14 protein-coding genes and 1 pseudogene are annotated in these 18,902 nt (G+C 37.4%); 7 read left to right on the top strand and 8 right to left on the bottom strand.

Annotated features, from left to right (window positions below):
- Nucleotides 1–134 precede the first annotated feature (134 nt).
- The 3 genes from rpsF to rpsR are packed head-to-tail and all read left to right on the top strand — an operon-like array spanning nt 135 to nt 1,285.
- Nucleotides 135–437, top strand: coding sequence for a 30S ribosomal protein S6 (gene rpsF, locus AWM74_RS04570; protein WP_003142910.1), 303 nt, complete (start codon nt 135–137; stop codon nt 435–437).
- 36 nt (nt 438–473) lie between these two features.
- The gene (gene ssb, locus AWM74_RS04575) at nt 474–1,022 is read left to right on the top strand and encodes a single-stranded DNA-binding protein (RefSeq protein WP_026465541.1); all 549 of its coding nucleotides are present in this window, start codon (nt 474–476) and stop codon (nt 1,020–1,022) included.
- Between the two features lie 26 nt (nt 1,023–1,048).
- Entirely contained in the window at nt 1,049–1,285 is a 237-nt protein-coding gene (gene rpsR / locus AWM74_RS04580) for a 30S ribosomal protein S18 (protein WP_026465542.1), read from the top strand.
- Between the two features lie 62 nt (nt 1,286–1,347).
- Here rpsR and AWM74_RS04585 read toward each other — a convergent pair whose 3' ends face one another.
- The 8 genes from AWM74_RS04585 to AWM74_RS04620 all read right to left on the bottom strand — a co-directional run bounded on the left by AWM74_RS04585 (nt 1,348) and on the right by AWM74_RS04620 (nt 10,208).
- The gene (locus AWM74_RS04585; protein WP_026465543.1) at nt 1,348–1,728 is read right to left on the bottom strand and encodes a VOC family protein; all 381 of its coding nucleotides are present in this window, start codon (nt 1,726–1,728) and stop codon (nt 1,348–1,350) included.
- 158 nt (nt 1,729–1,886) lie between these two features.
- Entirely contained in the window at nt 1,887–2,954 is a 1,068-nt protein-coding gene (locus AWM74_RS04590) for an iron-containing alcohol dehydrogenase family protein (RefSeq protein ID WP_026465544.1), read from the bottom strand.
- Nucleotides 2,955–3,031: 77 nt separating this feature from the next.
- The gene (locus AWM74_RS04595) at nt 3,032–4,066 is read right to left on the bottom strand and encodes a branched-chain amino acid aminotransferase (protein WP_003142898.1); all 1,035 of its coding nucleotides are present in this window, start codon (nt 4,064–4,066) and stop codon (nt 3,032–3,034) included.
- Nucleotides 4,067–4,468: 402 nt separating this feature from the next.
- Nucleotides 4,469–6,271, bottom strand: a complete 1,803-nt coding sequence (opp4A, locus tag AWM74_RS04600) for an oligopeptide ABC transporter substrate-binding protein (protein WP_026465545.1) — start codon at nt 6,269–6,271, stop codon at nt 4,469–4,471.
- A 50-nt stretch (nt 6,272–6,321) separates the two neighbouring features.
- A complete protein-coding gene (locus tag AWM74_RS04605; RefSeq protein ID WP_016897203.1) occupies nt 6,322–7,239 on the bottom strand; it encodes an ABC transporter permease in 918 nt (305 codons plus the stop codon).
- 17 nt (nt 7,240–7,256) lie between these two features.
- The gene (opp4B, locus tag AWM74_RS04610) at nt 7,257–8,219 is read right to left on the bottom strand and encodes an oligopeptide ABC transporter permease (protein ID WP_026465547.1); all 963 of its coding nucleotides are present in this window, start codon (nt 8,217–8,219) and stop codon (nt 7,257–7,259) included.
- A gap of 1 nt (nt 8,220) precedes the next feature.
- A complete protein-coding gene (locus tag AWM74_RS04615) occupies nt 8,221–9,177 on the bottom strand; it encodes an ATP-binding cassette domain-containing protein (protein WP_026465548.1) in 957 nt (318 codons plus the stop codon).
- Nucleotides 9,177–10,208, bottom strand: coding sequence for an ABC transporter ATP-binding protein (locus tag AWM74_RS04620; RefSeq protein ID WP_026465549.1), 1,032 nt, complete (start codon nt 10,206–10,208; stop codon nt 9,177–9,179). The genes AWM74_RS04615 and AWM74_RS04620 overlap by 1 nt, the downstream gene beginning before the upstream one ends.
- A 3,195-nt stretch (nt 10,209–13,403) precedes the next feature.
- Here AWM74_RS04620 and AWM74_RS09625 point away from each other — a divergent pair.
- From AWM74_RS09625 to AWM74_RS04640, 4 genes and pseudogenes are all read left to right on the top strand, one after another.
- Nucleotides 13,404–15,431, top strand: a pseudogene (locus AWM74_RS09625) (DHH family phosphoesterase).
- A 2-nt stretch (nt 15,432–15,433) separates the two neighbouring features.
- Nucleotides 15,434–15,886: a 50S ribosomal protein L9 gene (gene rplI, locus AWM74_RS04630; protein WP_026465550.1), complete on the top strand. Its 453-nt coding sequence runs from the start codon at nt 15,434–15,436 to the stop codon at nt 15,884–15,886.
- A gap of 118 nt (nt 15,887–16,004) precedes the next feature.
- The gene (dnaB, locus tag AWM74_RS04635; RefSeq protein WP_026465551.1) at nt 16,005–17,396 is read left to right on the top strand and encodes a replicative DNA helicase; all 1,392 of its coding nucleotides are present in this window, start codon (nt 16,005–16,007) and stop codon (nt 17,394–17,396) included.
- Between the two features lie 18 nt (nt 17,397–17,414).
- Entirely contained in the window at nt 17,415–18,707 is a 1,293-nt protein-coding gene (locus tag AWM74_RS04640; RefSeq protein WP_026465552.1) for an adenylosuccinate synthase, read from the top strand.
- Nucleotides 18,708–18,902 lie beyond the last annotated feature (195 nt).

The raw sequence follows: 18,902 nt of genomic DNA on the forward strand, positions 1-18,902 counted from the left end.
TCCATTTCAAATTATAGATATTACTTGATTTATATTGAATGTTTTGCTAAAATATTTTATTGTGAGTATTATATACTCTCCTTGCTCTCAGGGATGTTGAGAGCCAATAGACCAAAAGGAGGTGCAAAAGTCTGATGAGTGAAAACACTACTAAATACGAAGTTTTATACATTATTCGTCCTGATATGGAAGAAGCGTCTAAAAAAGCTTTGGTTGAACAATTCGATCAAATCTTAACTTCAAACGGTGTAACAATTAATGAATCTAAAGACTGGGCAAAACGTCGTCTTGCGTACGAAATCAACGATTACAAAGAGGGTATCTACCACTTAGTTGATATGGAAGCTGACGATGCGGAAGGAATCAACGAATTCGACCGTCTTGCCAAAATCAATGACAATATTTTACGTCATATGATTACTAAAATCGAAGACTAATTAACAATACATATTTCGTGAGAGAGGAGTTATTTCATGATTAATAATGTTGTACTGGTCGGCCGTTTAACTCGTGACGTTGATGTGCGTTATACGCAAAGTGGCGTTGCTGTTGGATCTTTCAGCGTTGCCGTTGAAAGAAACTTTAAAAATGCCCAAGGTGAACGTGAGACAGATTTTATTAACTGTGTTATCTGGCGTAAAGCAGCAGAGAATTTTGCGCGTTTTACCCGTAAAGGTTCATTAGTAGGTGTTGAAGGCAGCATCCAAACTCGAAACTACGAGAATAACCAAGGACAACGTGTATACGTTACTGAGATTTTGGTTGATAACTTTAGTTTATTAGAATCAAAATCAGTTACTGAAAGCCGCCCTGCCTCTGATAATAATAACAGTGGTTTTGGTGGATTTAATAACAATAACGCAAACAACAACAGCTATAACAATCAAAATGCTGATCCATTTGATGGAAACAGCTTTAATCAAAACTCCTCTTCATTTAACAATGGTAACGATAACCCATTCCCATCATCTAATGATGGTTCTGGTTCAATCAATGTTACCGATGATGACTTACCATTCTAATGGTATAAGTAAGGGAGGTAAAAAATATGGCAGCACAACGCCGCGGTGGTCGTAGACGTAAAAAAGTATGTTTCTTCTGCGCTAACCACATTGATCATGTAGATTACAAAGACACAGATTTATTAAAACGTTATATTTCTGAAAAAGGTAAAATCTTACCACGTCGTGTAACTGGTACATGTGCAAAACACCAACGTACTTTAACAGCTGGTATTAAACGCGCTCGTATTATGGCTTTAATTCCATTTACTACAGCAGAATAATACTAATCAAAAAACCATTTCGCCTTCTGGTGAAATGGTTTTTTTTCTACGTTTAAACTAACTTAATTTGTTGTAATTTCGACCAGATTGCCCTCTGGGTCTTGGACTACAGATTCATAGTAACCATCACCGGTTGTTCGTGGACCAGATAAAAGTGGGAACCCATCAGCGACTAATTGGGCTGTTTTTGCGTCTACAGCCTCTTTATCACCTACTGCTAGGGCAATGTGTCCGTAACCTAAAGCATCGGCAATACGGGGGCTTAAATGCTTTTTATTCGTTAATTCTAGTCGACTGCCCTCATCAAAGTTTAAAAAGTATGATGAAAAACGCGTTTTAGGATTGTGGTAGCGGTCACCTGCCTTGGCTTCAAAGTATTTTTCATAAAATGCTTTGACAAGTTCTAAGTCAGTCACCCATAAAGCAACGTGTTCAATTTTCATATATAAACTCCTTTAGTGTGTAATTTAGAATACGCTTACACATTATATGATAAAGCAAAACGAGCTGTGACACTAGTCACAACTCGTTTTTAGGAGAATTCCTATGTTAAGTATGTTGATTACTTGTTTAATCTCATGTTCTAAGGAGGAAAATCTGATTAGTCTAAAGCTTCAACATCTCTAATTGCTTGTTCAAATTTTTCACGGGTAATGGTATATGGAGAGAATGTTAAATCGTCCATAGTCATCGCTTTATCAACTAATTTGTCGATATCTTCTTGCGTTGTTACCCCTTGAGCTGCCAATTTAGTTGGCAATTTAATTGATTCCATGAATGCTTTCATGCGATCACGGTATTCAAATTGTTGGTCCATTGTTAGTAATAACAAGATACCATATGATACTACCTCACCGTGTAAGTGTTCATGAGCTTGTGGCAGAACAGTATAGCCATAGTAGTAGGCATGTGCCATATTTGAGTTGATGTCATTTTCCACTAATACAGACGCATAAGCTGATGCACCAATAATTTCAAGAACAACATCTTCTAAAGCCTGGTTTGCTTCTTGGTTACGTACAGCTTCTAAAGCTTCAGCACCAACAGCCATCAATTTATCATTCGTACCTTTGACAATATTTACACCTAAACGATTTTCAAAGCTTAGGTCTCTGCCACGTGAAGAAAAACTAGTCTCTACTTCTTTAGACATACAATCACCAATACCAGCCCATAAGTATTCAACAGGCGCCTCAGCGATGATTTGTGTATCGATGAAGGTATGGTCAGCTGGTGCTTTACGATAAGCTAAACCAGCCATCTCATGGTTATCATGGTACATAACACATACTGACGAAGTTGGCGCTGAAACTGAAGCTAGAGTTGGGAAAGTGAATAATGGTTTGTCTAAGTCACGAGCTACTACCTTAATTGTATCAATCGCGCGTCCCCCACCAACTGCAAAGATCATATCCGCATCTTGCACTTCTTTGATAGCTTTCATTTTCTCAACATTGGTATATGAAGCTTCCTTACCGTAGACTTGTACGGTTGCCACTTCTAATGATGATTTTTCTAGGGCAGCAGTTAAACGTTCCTTACTGGCTGCCAAGGCTTTTTCACCACCTAGAATCGCGACGGTTGTACCAAATTGACTACAATATTCATCAATTGCATCAAAGGCATCAACACCAATTGTTAAATTTGGTAGGTTTACTGATAGAGACATATTTATCTTCCTTCTTTCTTCATAATCATCCATTTAAACTAATTTATGCTTGGTTTAAAAGGCATTTGGTAAAATGATTAATCTTCATCAACGTCTACAATCCATCCTTCAGGTGCTTCTAACTCACCAAATTGGATACCCGTTAATTCTTTGTATAATTTTTGTGATACTGGACCAACCTCAGTTTCTGAGAAGAATACGTGACGGTTGTCTTTGTATGTTACAGAACCAGCTGGAGAGATAACAGCCGCGTTACCCATAGCCCCTGCTTCAGAATATTTGTCAAAGTCATCTACTTTAATATCGCCCTCTTCAACTTCTAAGCCCAAACGATGTTCCGCTAACCATAACAATGATTTTTTAGTGATTGAAGGTAATACTGTGTCTGATTTAGGTGTTACAAATTTGTTTGTATCTTTCTCGATAGCAAAGAAGTTTGCTGATGAGAATTCATCTACTTTAGTATGTGTTGCTGGGTCTAAGTATAATACGTCATCGTAACCAGATTCTTGGATACGTTTAGCTGTTGCTAATGTTGATGCGTAGTTAGCTGTTGCTTTGATGTTACCAGTACCATCAGCTGCTACACGGTCATGTTCGTGGTCGATGATGTAGTTATGTGGTGCTAATCCACCTTTATATAAAGGACCAACTGGTGTTACGTAGATTGTAAATAAGTATTCTTCAGCTGCTGATACTTGTACGTGGTCACCGATACCTAATAACATAGGACGGATGAACATTGCAGCACCGTTGTGGCCATATGGTGGCACATAGTCACGGTTAGCTTTAATAACTTCCTTACAGGCACGGACAAATTCTTCAACTGGTACTTCTGGCATCGCCATACGACGAGCACCACGGTTTAAACGTTCACCAAATTCATCTGGACGGAATAAAACGATCTTGCCATCTTTTGTACCATAAGCTTTATTACCTTCGAATACCCCTTGGCCGTAGTTGACGATTGGAGCAGCTTCACGAATTGGTAATTGAGGATCTGTTTCTAATCCGGCTTTATACCATTCGCCATCTTTCCAGTATGCACGCCAGCGGTATGGTACTTCCGTATAAGAAAAATCTAATTCATCCCAGTTTAATTTGTCAGTCATATTGAGCAACTCCTTTAAGTTTAATTTCTAAGTAACAATATCAGCAATTTATTAGCAAAAGAAAAGGCCCCCCACGCGCTGGTGGGAGGCCTAAGTCCCATTCAGCGTTAACAAGCACGAATAGGACTTACGATTTGTTATTAGTGAAACTCACTAATTCGTAAAGTCCTGTTTATTAATAATAATGACCACTTGTGCTGTCTTTTTCATGAGACTACCTCTTTCGTTTTCTAATGTGAATTTAATATAACGCAAAATCATAATGATTGCAATAGGTAAAATGAAAAAAATCTAATAAATATGAGGATAAATTAAAATTATCTAATAAAAAGGCGTATATGGCCACGCCACATACGCCTAATCACTATCTAAAAATGGTTGTAATATCTAGTTTAAATCACTTTATTCTGATACTGGTGCATCAGCTGTTACTTCAACTGTGTGCCATCCAAAGTCATCCGCTGGGTTATTAGCATAGTCAAAGTGTTTTACGCGGTTGTTAACAGGCATAACTTCTTGACGGAATAATGTTGGAATAACTGGTGCTTCTTCAGAGAAGTATTTTTGCCATTCAACAAAGGTGTTACGTTGGAATTCTTCGTCAAAAGCTTCTGCACTTGTAAAGTCAGCCATGAATTGGTCATTTTCTTCAGTCGCCCAACGCGTAAAGTTAAAGGCAGAATTACGCGCGTATAAGCCATTTGGCGCAGGATCACTACCAGTACCCCAAGCTGCTTGATAGATATCGATATTTTCATCATCTGCTTCAATACGGTCATAGAAACTGTTGAATTCTAGTAAACGACCATCTGTTAATTGAACATCCAAACCAACTTCTTTCCAAGCTTGGATATAGTATTGTGCAATTGGCTCAGCCGTTTCTCCACCTTCCATTGAGGCAAAGTTAATTTGTAATGGTTCACCATCTGAATCTTCACGAATACCGTCGTTATCAGTATCTACATAGCCAGCATCGTCTAATAATTGGTTGGCTTTATCTGCATCATAGTAGTAACCAGGTACTTCTTCGGTTGTTGCACCAAAACTACCAAATACTGGTGGGATAACAGTGTTGGCATTTGAACGTAAGCCGTTGTAGAAACGTTGTGCTACAGCGTCGTTATCAATGGCATATCCCATAGCTTGACGAAGGGATTTATCCGCCATTTTGGCATCTTCATCATAAACAACTTCACCGGCTTCAGCGTCCCATTTACCCAACTTAAATCCAATATATGTATAAGATAATTCTTCACGACCTAGTAATGTATAGCCAGGCAGTTCAGCGTAACTTGCATATAAATCAGTTGGCATACTTAAAGCTACGTCATAAGTACCATTTTCTAAGGCAGGGACAATTGAACTTGAAGGCACTACTTCAACGACAACGTTGTCTAATTGAGGTTCACCTTGCCAGTAATATTCATTGGCTTCGTATTCAACTGACTCACCTGGTGTTACTTTGGTAATACGGAAAGGACCGTCTCCAACTGGTGTAGATCGGATTTTCTCAGATGAAGCTAATTCAGCTACTGGAACGTCTTCTAAATAGTGTTTAGGCATTGCGTATGACCAAACACCCCCACCTGCTTGAAGCATTGAAGGACTTACTTCTTGGAATTCGATTTCAACAGTGACATCATCGACTTGCGTGATACCAGAAATCGTATCAGCTTCCCCACTGTGGTATTCTTCCATACCGACTACGTTTTGGAAGGTACCATCATAACGAATACCAGTATAATCAGGGTGACCAATGACTTCATAAGAGTAAATCACATCTTCGGCAGTTAATGGTTCACCATCAGACCATTTCAAGCCTTCTTTTAAGGTAATTGTTGCTTTATTATTTTCTTGATCTAATGCCAATGTGGCTTTACCGGAGTCGTCAATTTGGAAGTCATCGTCAGTGCCAAATAATGACTCGAAACCAAACTCCATAATTTTTGCATCATAAGCATCTTCATAAAACTCCCAAGAGAAAATACCTTGGAAAGGTGAGTCCGTTACTAAACCAACTTGTAAAGTACCACCATCAATTGCATCACCCTCGTTATCGACTGTAGTCGCTAGTTCAGGTGCAACTACCTCACCACTTTCACTACTAGAAGATGACTCTGCAGTTTCACTATCACTGTTACCACACGCCACTAAAGCCAAGCTGGCTGCAGCTGTTAAACCCAATAACTTATACCATTTCTTCATACACTTTCCTCCTAAACTAAATTGTGATGTTGTAATTTTTAAAAATATAATTACCCTAAACGTTGTTTTGCATCTGCAGATCGTTTTAATGCTTGACCCACATAGTTAATGCAAAGCATCAATACTAAAATCAGTAGTGATGCAGGTAGCCATACCCAAGTCTTATTTTCCAGAATATCTGGTGACTGAGCGTAGCTGACCAATGTCCCTAAACTAGGTGTGGAAGTAGGTAACCCAAATCCTAAATAACTTAACCCAGTTTCAATACCGATATTTGCGGCAAAGTTCAAAGTGACATTTACGATGATCAGAGAGCTTAAATTCGGGAGAATTTCCCTAAATAATATCTTGTAAGTTGGTGTCCCCATCGTTCTTGATGCTGAGATATAATCTCTTCGACTCTCAGATAAGGCTTTACTACGGATTAACCGCGCTTGCCCTACCCAATAGAAGGCACTCATGATGAGGATGAATGTCCACACATTATAGTCTGAAACCAGTGTGATAAATACGATGATCAACATGGTGGTTGGAAGTAACATGATAAAATCAATGATCCGCATCAAGAAATTATCAATAATACCACCATAGTAACCAGCAACCAAGCCAACCGTGATTCCAACGATACTGGTCAGTGCCGTAATAGTAAAACCAATCGTAATGGAGTTTCTAGCACCTATAATGAGTTGGCCAAAAATAGAACGACCACCGGAATCAGTTCCTAAGATAAAATCATCATTAGGTGGCATATAGGAATCTAATAGAGAAATTCGCAATACTTCATCTTGGTCGATGACAATTGCCCCAATGAATACCCCAAGAATAATAAGAATAAAGAAGATTATGCTAAATAGTGCTAGTTTATCTTTTAAAAATTCACGCCAAATTACGCGCAAACCAGTTGGCGGTGCACTAGCTAATTCTTGTGCAATCGCATCTTGGTCAGTTGTTTTTTTATAATTTTCCATTCGTCATCACCCCTTCCCTAATCAATCCGAATACGAGGATCTACAATCGTCATAATAATGTCAGAAAGTAGCGTACCTAGAATTGTTGAGATACCAAATATCAATACCAGGGCAGTAATGACCGAATAGTCACGACTATAAATCGATTGAATGAAGAGTTGACCCATACCAGGATAAGCGAAGATTTGTTCAATAAATACTGAACCCCCGATTAAACCCGTAATTTCATAACCAAATGTTGAAGCCACTGGTAATAGCGAGTTTCTAAAAATGTGACGGTTGTACACCACATTCTCAGGTACCCCTTTAGACCGAGCCGTCTTCACATAGTCTTGCTGTTTTGCATCAATTACCTCACTCCGCAAATACTGGATGATTCCTGTTGTACTAAGCAAGGCGAAGGTAATTGCTGGTAGTAACATATGGTAGAATCGGTCCCAATAATAAGCAGGTGTGCCAGCACTTAATCCAGTAGATACCGACCCATTTGTTGGGAACCACTGCAACTCATACCCGAACAGCCAAACCATTAGTAAGGCAAGTACGAAAGTTGGAATTGCGTAGGAAATGAAGTTGTATAATACGACCCCTTTGTCAAAAGAAGTATTATTATAACGACCTGATAAAATCCCAAGTGGTAAGGCTATTAAGTAGGTAAAAATCAAAGTGAGCAGTGACAGGAAGATCGTGTTAACCGCTCGTCCACCAATTAAAGTGGATACTGGCAATTTATAGGTATAAGACATCCCAAAGTCACCCTGGAAGGCATTCTTCAACCAATTAAAATACTGGACGATAATCGGTTCATTCAAACCAGCCCGTTCACGCAAGGCTTCAATCGTTGAAGGATCAGTTTCTGGTGTGATAAGCCCTGTAAAAGGGTCACCAGGCATCAATCTAGCTACCGCGAATACTAAGATACTCAAAATTAAAATTTGCGGGAGCATCAGCAGAACTCTTCTAAATATTGTCTTCCACATATTAATTGCCCCCTTTCAATGATTGATCAAAGGCAACATCATGATTGTCTGAGAATGGATATAGATCATAAACACGATTATTTTCATCATAATAAATGTTAGACGTCTTTTGATACTCAGCATCAATTTGCTGACGTCGTGCTTTAATCTCAGCACGTTTATTCGGATCCATTTCAGGAATTGCAGCCAATAACCGTTTGGTATAAATATGTTGCGGGTTATTGAAAATTTCTTTATTGGAACCACGCTCAACAAATCGTCCTTTATGCATAATGGCAATTTCATCTGCCATGTGTTCCACAACCCCTAAGTCATGGGAAATGAACAAGTAACTCAAGTTATATTCACTTTGAATTTGCTTCATAAAGTTTAAAACCTGCGCTTGAACCGATAAATCCAAGGCTGAAGTAGGTTCATCGGCAATAATCAGTTTAGGGTTACTGGCTACAGCCCGCGCAACCCCTAAACGTTGCCGTTGACCACCCGAGAATTCATGCGGATACTTATAGATTGTATCTTCATTCAAACCAACAATCTCTAACAGCTCGATTACCCGATGCTTCACTTCTTTTTCGGAATATTGATAATAATTGCGAATTGGTTCAGCGATCACATCTAAAATCCGTTTCTTCGGATTTAAGGACATAGTCGAATCTTGAAAGATCATCTGAACATTACGGTTATACTCGCCATATTTACCAGACCGCTTCCGCGCTTTATTGGTGACATCGGTTCCTTCATATAAAATCTGTCCAGCAGTCGCCTTCTCCAAACCGATAATGGCACGGCCGATAGTCGTCTTGCCAGAACCCGATTCACCAACTAGGCCGTAAGTTTTACCACTTTCAATTTCTAAATCAACACCATCCACGGCAAATACATTGTCCTGTACCGTATTAAAGAATCCGCCGCGTATAGGATAATGTACTTTCAAATCTTTTACTTCAATAAATCCCATTACTCGACCCCTTCCTTCAAGTCCGCAACATCCGCTTCCTCAGGGAAATGGAAATGCTGCCAACAAGTACATTTCACGAAATGATTTGGGGCCAGCTCATGCATGGTCGGATTTTCTTCATGCTCACTATCATCAATCCATGGAATACGACTAGCAAAACGGCAACCCCTTCTTGGCAGGTTTTGCAGTGAAGGCACAGTCCCTTGAATAACATGAAGTTCATCTTCCTCATTCTCAAGCTCGTGTGGCACTGAATTCAGTAGTGATCGCGTATAAGGATGTTTTGGATTATTAAATAGTTCAAACACATCAGCAATTTCAACTACCTCACCGGCATACATCACGGCTACCTTATCTGCCGTTTGTGCAACTACCCCTAAATCATGGGTAATTAATAGGATGCCAGATCCCGTTTCATCTTGAATATCATTCATCAAATCTAAGATTTGCGCCTGCACAGTCACATCTAAGGCAGTAGTCGGCTCATCAGCAATAATAATGGCTGGCTTGTTTGCTAAAGCAATTGCAATCACCACACGTTGGCGCATACCACCAGATAATTCATGCGGATATTGTTTCATCACACGTTTTGGATGAGGGATTTGAACCTGTGTTAATAGTTCCTCCACCCTCGCAAGACGTTGAGATTTGGATAAACCAGAATGATACAATAAAGTTTCTTCAATTTGATCTTGTATTGTCATCAAGGGGTTTAAAGAACCTAAAGGATCCTGGAAAATCATCCCAATATCATTTCCCCTAATTTTGTTAAACTGCGCTTCACTATTTTCTAAAAGATTATTCCCTCTATAGAGAATTTCTCCTTGGATTTGCGTATTATTTCGATTATGTAAACCAACAATCGAGGTAGCTAAAGTACTTTTACCAGACCCTGACTCCCCTACAATGGCAAGGACTTCATTCTCATTCAAAGTCAAAGTAACATCATCGACAGCATTAAAGTACTCATCGCCAAAACGAAATCCTGTATGTAAATGATTAATTTCTAATAATACCTGGTTAGAGGACATGGTTTCAGCTCCTTTAAAAATGATATTTCAATAAATTTTATAATTTGATTCTAATCATTTAGATTTTAAGATACTTTACATGAACTAGAATAAAATTTCAAGAAAAAATAGCATTTTGTTCATAATTTATTAATATTTCTATTAATCGTTTTTAATACTATCTCTTATTGTTTTAATAATAGGAAGAGAGATGAATTAAGCCTCTTGAAAATCATAATCAAAATAGGAAACATGTGTTTGTGGATAAGCCTGTGACTAAGTCGAAAATTCATTCGAATTCCCCTGTTGCTGTAGGCAATTGCCTTGTGGATAGAAACCAAAATTTTGAGTAGATTCCTGTGTATAGATGGTTTATTCACATGTGGAAACTAGATTCTAACCGACTATTTTTAATGAAGTGCATGTTTCACATGAAACCTGTTGTTAAAAATGGCAGCATAATGATGTGGATAAATTGACGGTATATAAGTGTTTGAAAATTAAATTAAAAGCAAAAATAGTCTATTTCATGTAAGGATATATAACATATACGAAAACTAATTGTTGTAGTACAGTGAGGGGAGTTTAGATGAAAAGATTGCAATTTTTAAAAAGAGACTATGGGTTGAAAGTGGCTTTAAGTTAAAAAAATAGGGTAAGAGAGGTAAAATTAGATAAAAGATAAGCAATTAAAAGATGGTGATTATTCGTATAAAAGTAAAGAGATATATTCATTTGGCAGCAAAAGTAGAAAAGAATGGGTGGCGTATCTCTTTTCAAGTGAATATAGATGTGAAATTTCACAAGTAAATGAGTTTGCATAAAGAAGAAGAAAGCAAAGCATTGATATATTTTAAGCATGAATATAACAATCTAATAGGGGAAGTTAAGGAGAATTTTGAATGGGTACAATATTAGTTACACTTGAAATAAGTGAATAACGGAGAGAAAAGTATAAATATAACTTAGAAAAGTAGAATAAGAAGAATTATCTGTTACTTGGTTTTAATGACATTTCACGTGGAACTGTATTAATAAGCGCGCCCTTCTTACTTGCTTATCTTATTCCAATCCTTACTTAATTGGTAATTTTTTAGTAGCAGGCAAGAGTTAATAAGGATCTATTTATTGAATTTCTCTTATATATTATGATTGACCAAGGTCTTGTTCATTAAAGGGTTAATACATGAGTTTTTCACTGTATTTTTTGGCTAATATCCTATTAATAAGGCTTATTTTAGACAGTTTGTAGGGTACCGGTTTCTAAAATCAATCACCATTCACCATTTCCTTCACCTGTTAAAAGTAAAATCGATGCTTTACTACAATTAGTTACAAAAGTTTCTGTGATTATAGAATGACTTATGTTTTTTTTTAGATGCTGACATTTTTAATTATGTTTTTTTAAAAATCTAGAGGAATGTTTCACGTGAAACATTCCTCTTCAGTATTGATTATTCCTCTATGTGTGGTAAACGTAAATGCCTAAGGTTTATAAAACCCTTATACAAACTGATTAATTCTGGGTGATCTTTCCAAATCAATATTTAAAGAGAAAAAAGCAATAGACCCTCGCCACATTTGGATAACATTCGATATATTAGGAATAATTATTAGCCGCTCATGGCTACTGCTATATAGATGGATGTCTTAGTTACTAACTTACATTGATAAAAAAAAATTTTACTTTCTTTTTTACAAAAATTATTTATATAAACCTAGAAAAAAAGCGTGATTAATTATGTTTCACGTGAAACAAACCTCCTCCATAAAAGAAGCCCTGTTTAGTCTTTCTCTGGTGTAAATTGAAGGTTGTAAGATAAATAGGATTTATATGTTGCAGGTAAAGACAAAATACTAGTGGTAAGAGATTTTAATGGCGTATGCGTATATTGAGTTTTCCGTGACATAAATATTTATTTTTAGCACTGTGTACTGTGTGTTATTCTAAAATATTCTATAGTAGTAAACTAAAGAAATTCATTAAAGACTAAGATTAGTAGATAATATGATGTATTGATGTAATTGTAGCTATTCAATAGCTGGTAAGTTAATTTTCTCATTATTATAGATAAGACTAACCGTAACCGTATGAGTTCTGCGGATTTAAGATTATACAGTAGCTATTTCATAACTCCAATAAACTGGAAGTCAATTTGATCTTCGATAATGTTTCACGTGAAACATTATTAATTGTCGACTTATTTTCAATATCGACTCGTGGTAAGGAGAGAAGTTAATGTAGCATTCCATTCTATTGTCATTAAGGCCGTTAGTTAATCATATCTGGTTTATTGTATCGGTGGTTACCATATAAAGATATGTGACTAATGATTAAACAATTACGACGGTACCAATTAAGCTATCGGCAAAATTCTTGGGATTATCAATCAGAGATTTACGGAAGTTGTATCCATTCTTATCCTAATAAAAATCATAGTTGGTATAGAGCTAGTAATGATAAAAAGAAATTTTGGACAAAATCCATTCTAATTGTAGCGAGCAGCTAGCTATTGGATAATTGCTTTCATTCATCAATTTGAGGTACGGTGAACAAGTAGCTTATAGTGAATATTGATAGGACCTGTATAATAATCAGTTGCTTTTAGGATTAACTTGCTAGGTGGATAAGATTAATCAAAGGTAAATTGATAGAATGAAATATGACTTCGTTAGAATCATTTGTTAGTGGACTGTGGGAAGATTCCTGTATCGGAGAGTATACACTTTATAAAACTTGTAATCTTGAAGACTCGCTATCATTAATACGAATGTTTCACGTGAAACATTCATATCGTATATTTCTTAAAGAGGTCTTTGACTTTGATATTTTTGATAAGATATGAATGATATCGATTTAAAGAATCCTATATCTATTTTCTAATTACTTAAAAACGTTTAAAAATATTTATATTTCCTTCCCAAAGACAAAGACAAGGCCATAGCAACTGTCAACTGTAGGATAGGAGCTTATCTATTTTTCAAAATGCTTATATAATAATAAGGTTTTAGTTATTTTTACAATACGTATACTTTTTATGTCTAGAAATCAACAGTCCCATTACGATTAGATACTATTATATTGTTTCACGTGAAACAATATAATGAGAACATCTGTTCGATAAAATCTTAAATTGTATAAAAATGATTGTTTTTTAAGATTGTGTTAAAATGGTATATGTTAAAGTGTCGAATTTTGACCTAGAGGAGATTATTATGAAAAGAGAGAATTGGCAGTCTAAAATACCTTCTTTCTTATTGAAGTCGGCAATTATATGGCCACTTATTATTGCGCTATTATTATTAATTATCGTGATTGGTATTAGTGCAACAGTTAGTATACAAATGGGTTTTGTAATTGTTGGTTTGATTGTTGTTGTAATAGGTTTACTTGCTTTTGCTTTGGTCCAGATGTTAACCGCCTTGAGTGATTATATCTTAGGATTAGGTAACCAGATTAAATCTGTACAAAGTGAAATTCTATTGAATATGCCTATTGGTATTATTGTCTTCGATGAAGATGACCCAACAATTGAATGGGTAAACCCCTTTTTACAAAAGTACTTCTACCAGAAGGAAATCATTGGATTAGATATTAATGATTTAGATGAAGAAATTTTTGAATTGTACAAGGAATTCCGTGAAGACCCGTCACTGAAAGCTAAACGATTCCAGTGGAAGAATGCGCATTTCGAGGTAACTTATTTAAGAGATGAGCATGCTATGTACTTTATTGATGCAACCAAGTACGGCATTATTGCTAAGAATGCTGACCTTGGCCGTATTGTAATTGGTCATATTGTGATCGATAATTATGATGAAACGGTATCTTCAATGAATGATAGAAGAAAATCTATGATTGACAACTTGGTAACGAGTGATTTATCTAAGTGGGCTAAGAATTATGATTCTTATATTAAACGTTTGGATGATGACCATTTCTTGCTGGTATCAACCTATGGTCAGTTGTCTCGAATGGAAGAGAACAAGTTTGGGGTCGTTGACACCCTTCGTGAGAAAACATCAAAGGCCAATACACCATTAACGATTTCTATGGGGATTTCATACCAGGAGAAAGATGACGTTATTGATGTGGATGATATTTCTGAACAAGGACAGTCTAACTTAGATCTTGCGTAAAGTCGTGGTGGTGACCAAGTCGTTGTCCGTACTAAAAATCAAAAAGCGCGTTATTATGGTGGTAAGACAAACCCTATGGAAAAACGTACACGTGTACGTTCACGTCAAATCGCCAATACTATTTCAACAATGATTCAAAACACGTCTTCAGTATTCGTTATGGGGCATGATTACCCAGATATGGATGCTGTTGGTGCTTGCTTGGGTATTCGTCGTATTTCTCAAATGAATAACCAAATTTGTTATGTGATTATTGATGAAAGTCGTATTAATGATGATATTGAACGTTTATTGGTGGAGTTACGTAAGGATGAATCAATTGCGGAATCAATTATCTCGCCTGAACAAGCAGAAGAGTTGATGGCACAGGATTCACTATTATTCTTGGTGGACGTACATCGTCCGTCAATTACCACTGCACCAGACTTGATTACACCGAATAGACCTGTTATTATTATTGACCACCACCGTAAGGGGGAAGAAGTACCGGATAATGTATTGTTAGAATATATTGAGCCTTATGCTTCTTCTGCAAGTGAGTTAATTACAGAGTTCTTCGAGTATCAAAATCAAGAAAGTGAACCAATCAAACGAATTGAAGCAACTGCTATGTTAGCGGGTATGATTGTGGATACACGTAATTTCTCTCTACGTACAGGGTCAAGAACCTTTGATGCGGCTAGTTACTTAAAATCTGTAGGTGCTGATTCATTTATGATTCAAAACCTACTGAAAGAGGACTTAACGGACTATATTAAACGTAATCAATTAATTGAAAATGTGGAATTGATTTCTGGCAATCTGGGTATTGCTAGTGGTGAAGATAAGGATGTATATGACTCAGTTACGGCTGCCCAAGCAGCGGATACTTTGCTATCTATGCGTAACGTGGATGCTTCTTTTGTGGTTTATTTAAGAGAAGACGGTCGTGTGGGTATTTCTGCACGTAGTCTTGGAACGATTAATGTTCAACGTACAATGGAAGAGTTAGGTGGCGGTGGTCATTTATCGAATGCTGCTACACAAATTTCAGGTGTGACTGTCTCTGAAGCAGTAGAAATGTTAAAATCTGTTATTATGGATAAAGATGAGGAGGATGAATAATCATGAAGGTTATTTTTCTACAAGATGTTAAAAATCAAGGTAAAAAGGGTCAAGTAAAAGAAGTCCCTAATGGCTATGCACAAAACTTCTTATTGAAAAAGGGTTTAGCCAAAGAAGCTACATCAAGTGCTGTTTCTGCGCAACGTGGTAAAGAAAAAGCCAACGAGAAACAAGCGCAAGAAGAATTACAAGAAGCAAAAGACTTAAAAGCTAAAATCGAAGACGAGAAAACAGTCGTAACGATTAAAGCTAAGGGTGGAGAAGACGGCCGTTTGTTTGGTTCAGTCCCATCTAAACAAATTGCTACTGGTATGTTGAAACAATACGGTATTAAATTAGATAAACGTAAAATGGACTTGGACGAACCAATCCGTTCATTTGGTTACACAAATGTACCTGTAAAATTACATCATGAGGTTGAAGCTACTATTCGCGTACATATCGTCGAAGAATAGGGCTAGTCTATCTATATATTGGAGGCTAGGATGTATTCCTGGCCTCCTATTTTATTCAATTTTTATATCAATGTGCTTATGTTTTTTAGTATAATAGTTAGGTGATGGAGGTGCTGACTTGGCGGAGAATTTAGATCATACAACACCGCCTCAAAGTATAGAGGCTGAGCAAGCTGTGCTCGGTGCCATCTTACTTGATTCCGATGTGTTCATTTCAGTGCTGGAGTATGTTTCTGCCGATGATTTTTATAGTCGTGCAAACCAACTTATTTTTGAAGCGATGGAAGAACTGAACCGGGATGATGAGGCAATTGATGCGTTAACGGTTCAACAAAAATTAAATAACATGCATATGCTTGAAAATGTTGGCGGCTATGAGTACATTTTCCAATTGGCAAATGATACGCCGACTGCAGCGAATGCGGAATATTATGCCCGCATAGTTGAAGAGAAATCTTTATTGAGAAAGCTGATTCAAGCTTCTAATAAGATTGCCCGCGAGAGTTTTGAGCAAGAAGAGTCAGTATCTGTCATTTTAGATGAGGCTGAGAAGTCTATTTTAAATGTAGCAGAGAATCGAAATCGAAATGGGTTTATCCATATTCGAGATGTCGTGTTCGAGTCTATGCAAAATTTAGATGATTTATCTAAAAATGGTCAGGACGTAACAGGGATTCCAACTGGTTATCCTGATCTGGATGCCATGACAGCTGGACTGCAACCAGAAGAGTTGATTATTCTGGCAGCACGTCCAGCCGTTGGTAAGACAGCCTTTGCTTTGAATATCGCACAGAATGTGGCTACTAAGCAAGATGGTGTTGTCGCGGTCTTTTCTTTGGAGATGGGGGCTGGATCTCTGGTAAATCGTATGATTTGTGCGGAAGGTAGTATAAATGCTGGTCATTTAAGGACTGGACAGTTAACAGAAGATGAATGGTCAGATTTGATCGTTGCTTCAGGGGCGCTATCGGAAGCAGATATTTATATCGATGATACACCAGGTATCAGAGTAACCGAAATTCGTTCTAAGAGTAGACGCCTACTTAAAGAGCGTGGGCGGCTGGACTTAATTGTGATAGACTACCTTCAATTAATTGAAGGGTCTGGTAAACGAAATGAAAACAGACAACAAGAAGTGTCTGATATTTCGCGACAATTAAAGAAAATTGCCAAAGAATTACACGTGCCTGTAATCGCGTTATCTCAGTTATCACGTGGTGTGGAACAGCGACAGGATAAACGTCCCGTTCTTTCTGACATTCGTGAGTCGGGATCAATCGAGCAGGATGCGGATATCGTTGCCTTCCTATATCGTGATGATTATTACGAACGTGGCGAGGGCGAAGAAGATGATGGTGGTGGCGAACCGAGATTGGAAGATAATATCGTAGAGGTTATTATCGAGAAAAACCGGTCCGGTGCGCGTGGGACAGTGAAACTTATTTTTACAAAAGAATTTAACAAATTTTCATCAGTGAGCTTTAGAACTGATGATGAAATGTTTGCATAACAGAGAGGAAAATCATTTATGTCAGGGATTGTCGTAGTAGGTACACAGTGGGGAGACGAAGGTAAAGGTAAAATTACCGATTTTCTAGCGAAAGATGCATCTGTGATCGTACGTTACCAAGGTGGGGACAACGCAGGTCACACGATTCAATTTGACGGCACAAAGTACGCATTACACTTAATTCCATCAGGTATCTTTTCATCTGAGAAGTTATCTGTCATCGGAAACGGCGTTGTTGTAAATCCGAAAGCATTGATTAAAGAATTGAACTACCTAAAGGACCATGGCATTGATGTGAGCGGCTTGCGTATTTCAGACCGTGCCCATGTGATTTTACCTTATCATATTGAGTTGGACCATCTTCAAGAAGAAGCTAAGGGCGACGACAAAATTGGTACAACAATTAAAGGTATTGGCCCAGCTTATACTGACAAAGCTAGCCGTAGTGGTATTCGCGTATGTGACTTATTGGAAAAAGATACTTTTGCAGCGAAGTTAAAAGCTAATCTTGATTATAATAATCAAATTATTACCAAAATCTATGGTGGTCAACCTTTAGACTTTGAAGAAGTCTATGCTGAATACTACGCTTATGGTCAAGAAATTAAGCACTTTGTAGCGGATACTTCAGTGATTATTAATGACTACTTAGACCGTGGTGAAAATGTATTATTTGAAGGTGCTCAAGGTAACCTATTGGATATCGACCAAGGTACATACCCATATGTAACGTCATCTAACCCAGTTTCAGGTGGTGCGACAGTTGGTACTGGTGTTGGACCAACACGCTTTAACAAAGTTGTTGGTGTAGCCAAAGCTTATACTTCTCGTGTTGGTGAAGGTGCCTTCCCAACTGAATTATTTGATACAGTTGGTGATCAAATCAGAGAAGTTGGACGTGAATTTGGTACAACTACTGGCCGTCCACGCCGTGTTGGTTGGTTTGACTCTGTTGTGATGCGTCACTCTAAACGTATCTCTGGATTAACTGATTTATCATTGAATTCAATCGATGTATTGTCAGGGTTAGAAACAGTGAAAATTTGTGTAGCCTATGAAACAGCAGACGGTACACGTATTGAACATTATCCAGCTAGTCTACAACAATTGGCTGAATGTACACCAGTTTATGAAGAGTTACCAGGTTGGTCAGAAGATATTACTGCTTGTAAGACTTTAGAAGAATTACCGGCAAATGCACGTCAATATGTTAAACGTGTATCGGAATTAGTTGGTGTAAATATTGCGACATTCTCTGTGGGTCCAGACCGGACGCAAACAAACATTTTAGAAGATATTTGGAATAGTTAATTAGATACAAGATTTATAAGATGTTCATAAGCGGGGCTTTGATAGTCCTGCTTTTTTTGGTTCAAGAAATGAATATTGGGATTTCTTGTGTGTTAACGGATTAGAATACGCTATTAAAAAAGCCCTGTCGTGTGTAACGGATAGGGAACAAATTCTAGTGAATAATCCTATTATGGACAATGATAGTGAATCCAG

This window comes from Aerococcus urinaeequi (assembly GCF_001543205.1).
Lineage (GTDB): Bacteria > Bacillota > Bacilli > Lactobacillales > Aerococcaceae > Aerococcus > Aerococcus urinaeequi.

What these genes read in the sequence shown, in the direction of transcription:
- rpsF (WP_003142910.1), top strand. Translation starts at nt 135, where the DNA reads ATGAGTGAAAACACTACTAAATACGAAGTTTTATACATTATTCGTCCT.
- ssb (WP_026465541.1), top strand. Translation starts at nt 474, where the DNA reads ATGATTAATAATGTTGTACTGGTCGGCCGTTTAACTCGTGACGTTGAT.
- rpsR (WP_026465542.1), top strand. Translation starts at nt 1,049, where the DNA reads ATGGCAGCACAACGCCGCGGTGGTCGTAGACGTAAAAAAGTATGTTTC.
- AWM74_RS04585 (WP_026465543.1), bottom strand. Translation starts at nt 1,728, where the DNA reads ATGAAAATTGAACACGTTGCTTTATGGGTGACTGACTTAGAACTTGTC.
- AWM74_RS04590 (WP_026465544.1), bottom strand. Translation starts at nt 2,954, where the DNA reads ATGTCTCTATCAGTAAACCTACCAAATTTAACAATTGGTGTTGATGCC.
- AWM74_RS04595 (WP_003142898.1), bottom strand. Translation starts at nt 4,066, where the DNA reads ATGACTGACAAATTAAACTGGGATGAATTAGATTTTTCTTATACGGAA.
- opp4A (WP_026465545.1), bottom strand. Translation starts at nt 6,271, where the DNA reads ATGAAGAAATGGTATAAGTTATTGGGTTTAACAGCTGCAGCCAGCTTG.
- AWM74_RS04605 (WP_016897203.1), bottom strand. Translation starts at nt 7,239, where the DNA reads ATGGAAAATTATAAAAAAACAACTGACCAAGATGCGATTGCACAAGAA.
- opp4B (WP_026465547.1), bottom strand. Translation starts at nt 8,219, where the DNA reads ATGTGGAAGACAATATTTAGAAGAGTTCTGCTGATGCTCCCGCAAATT.
- AWM74_RS04615 (WP_026465548.1), bottom strand. Translation starts at nt 9,177, where the DNA reads ATGGGATTTATTGAAGTAAAAGATTTGAAAGTACATTATCCTATACGC.
- AWM74_RS04620 (WP_026465549.1), bottom strand. Translation starts at nt 10,208, where the DNA reads ATGTCCTCTAACCAGGTATTATTAGAAATTAATCATTTACATACAGGA.
- rplI (WP_026465550.1), top strand. Translation starts at nt 15,434, where the DNA reads ATGAAGGTTATTTTTCTACAAGATGTTAAAAATCAAGGTAAAAAGGGT.
- AWM74_RS04640 (WP_026465552.1), top strand. Translation starts at nt 17,415, where the DNA reads ATGTCAGGGATTGTCGTAGTAGGTACACAGTGGGGAGACGAAGGTAAA.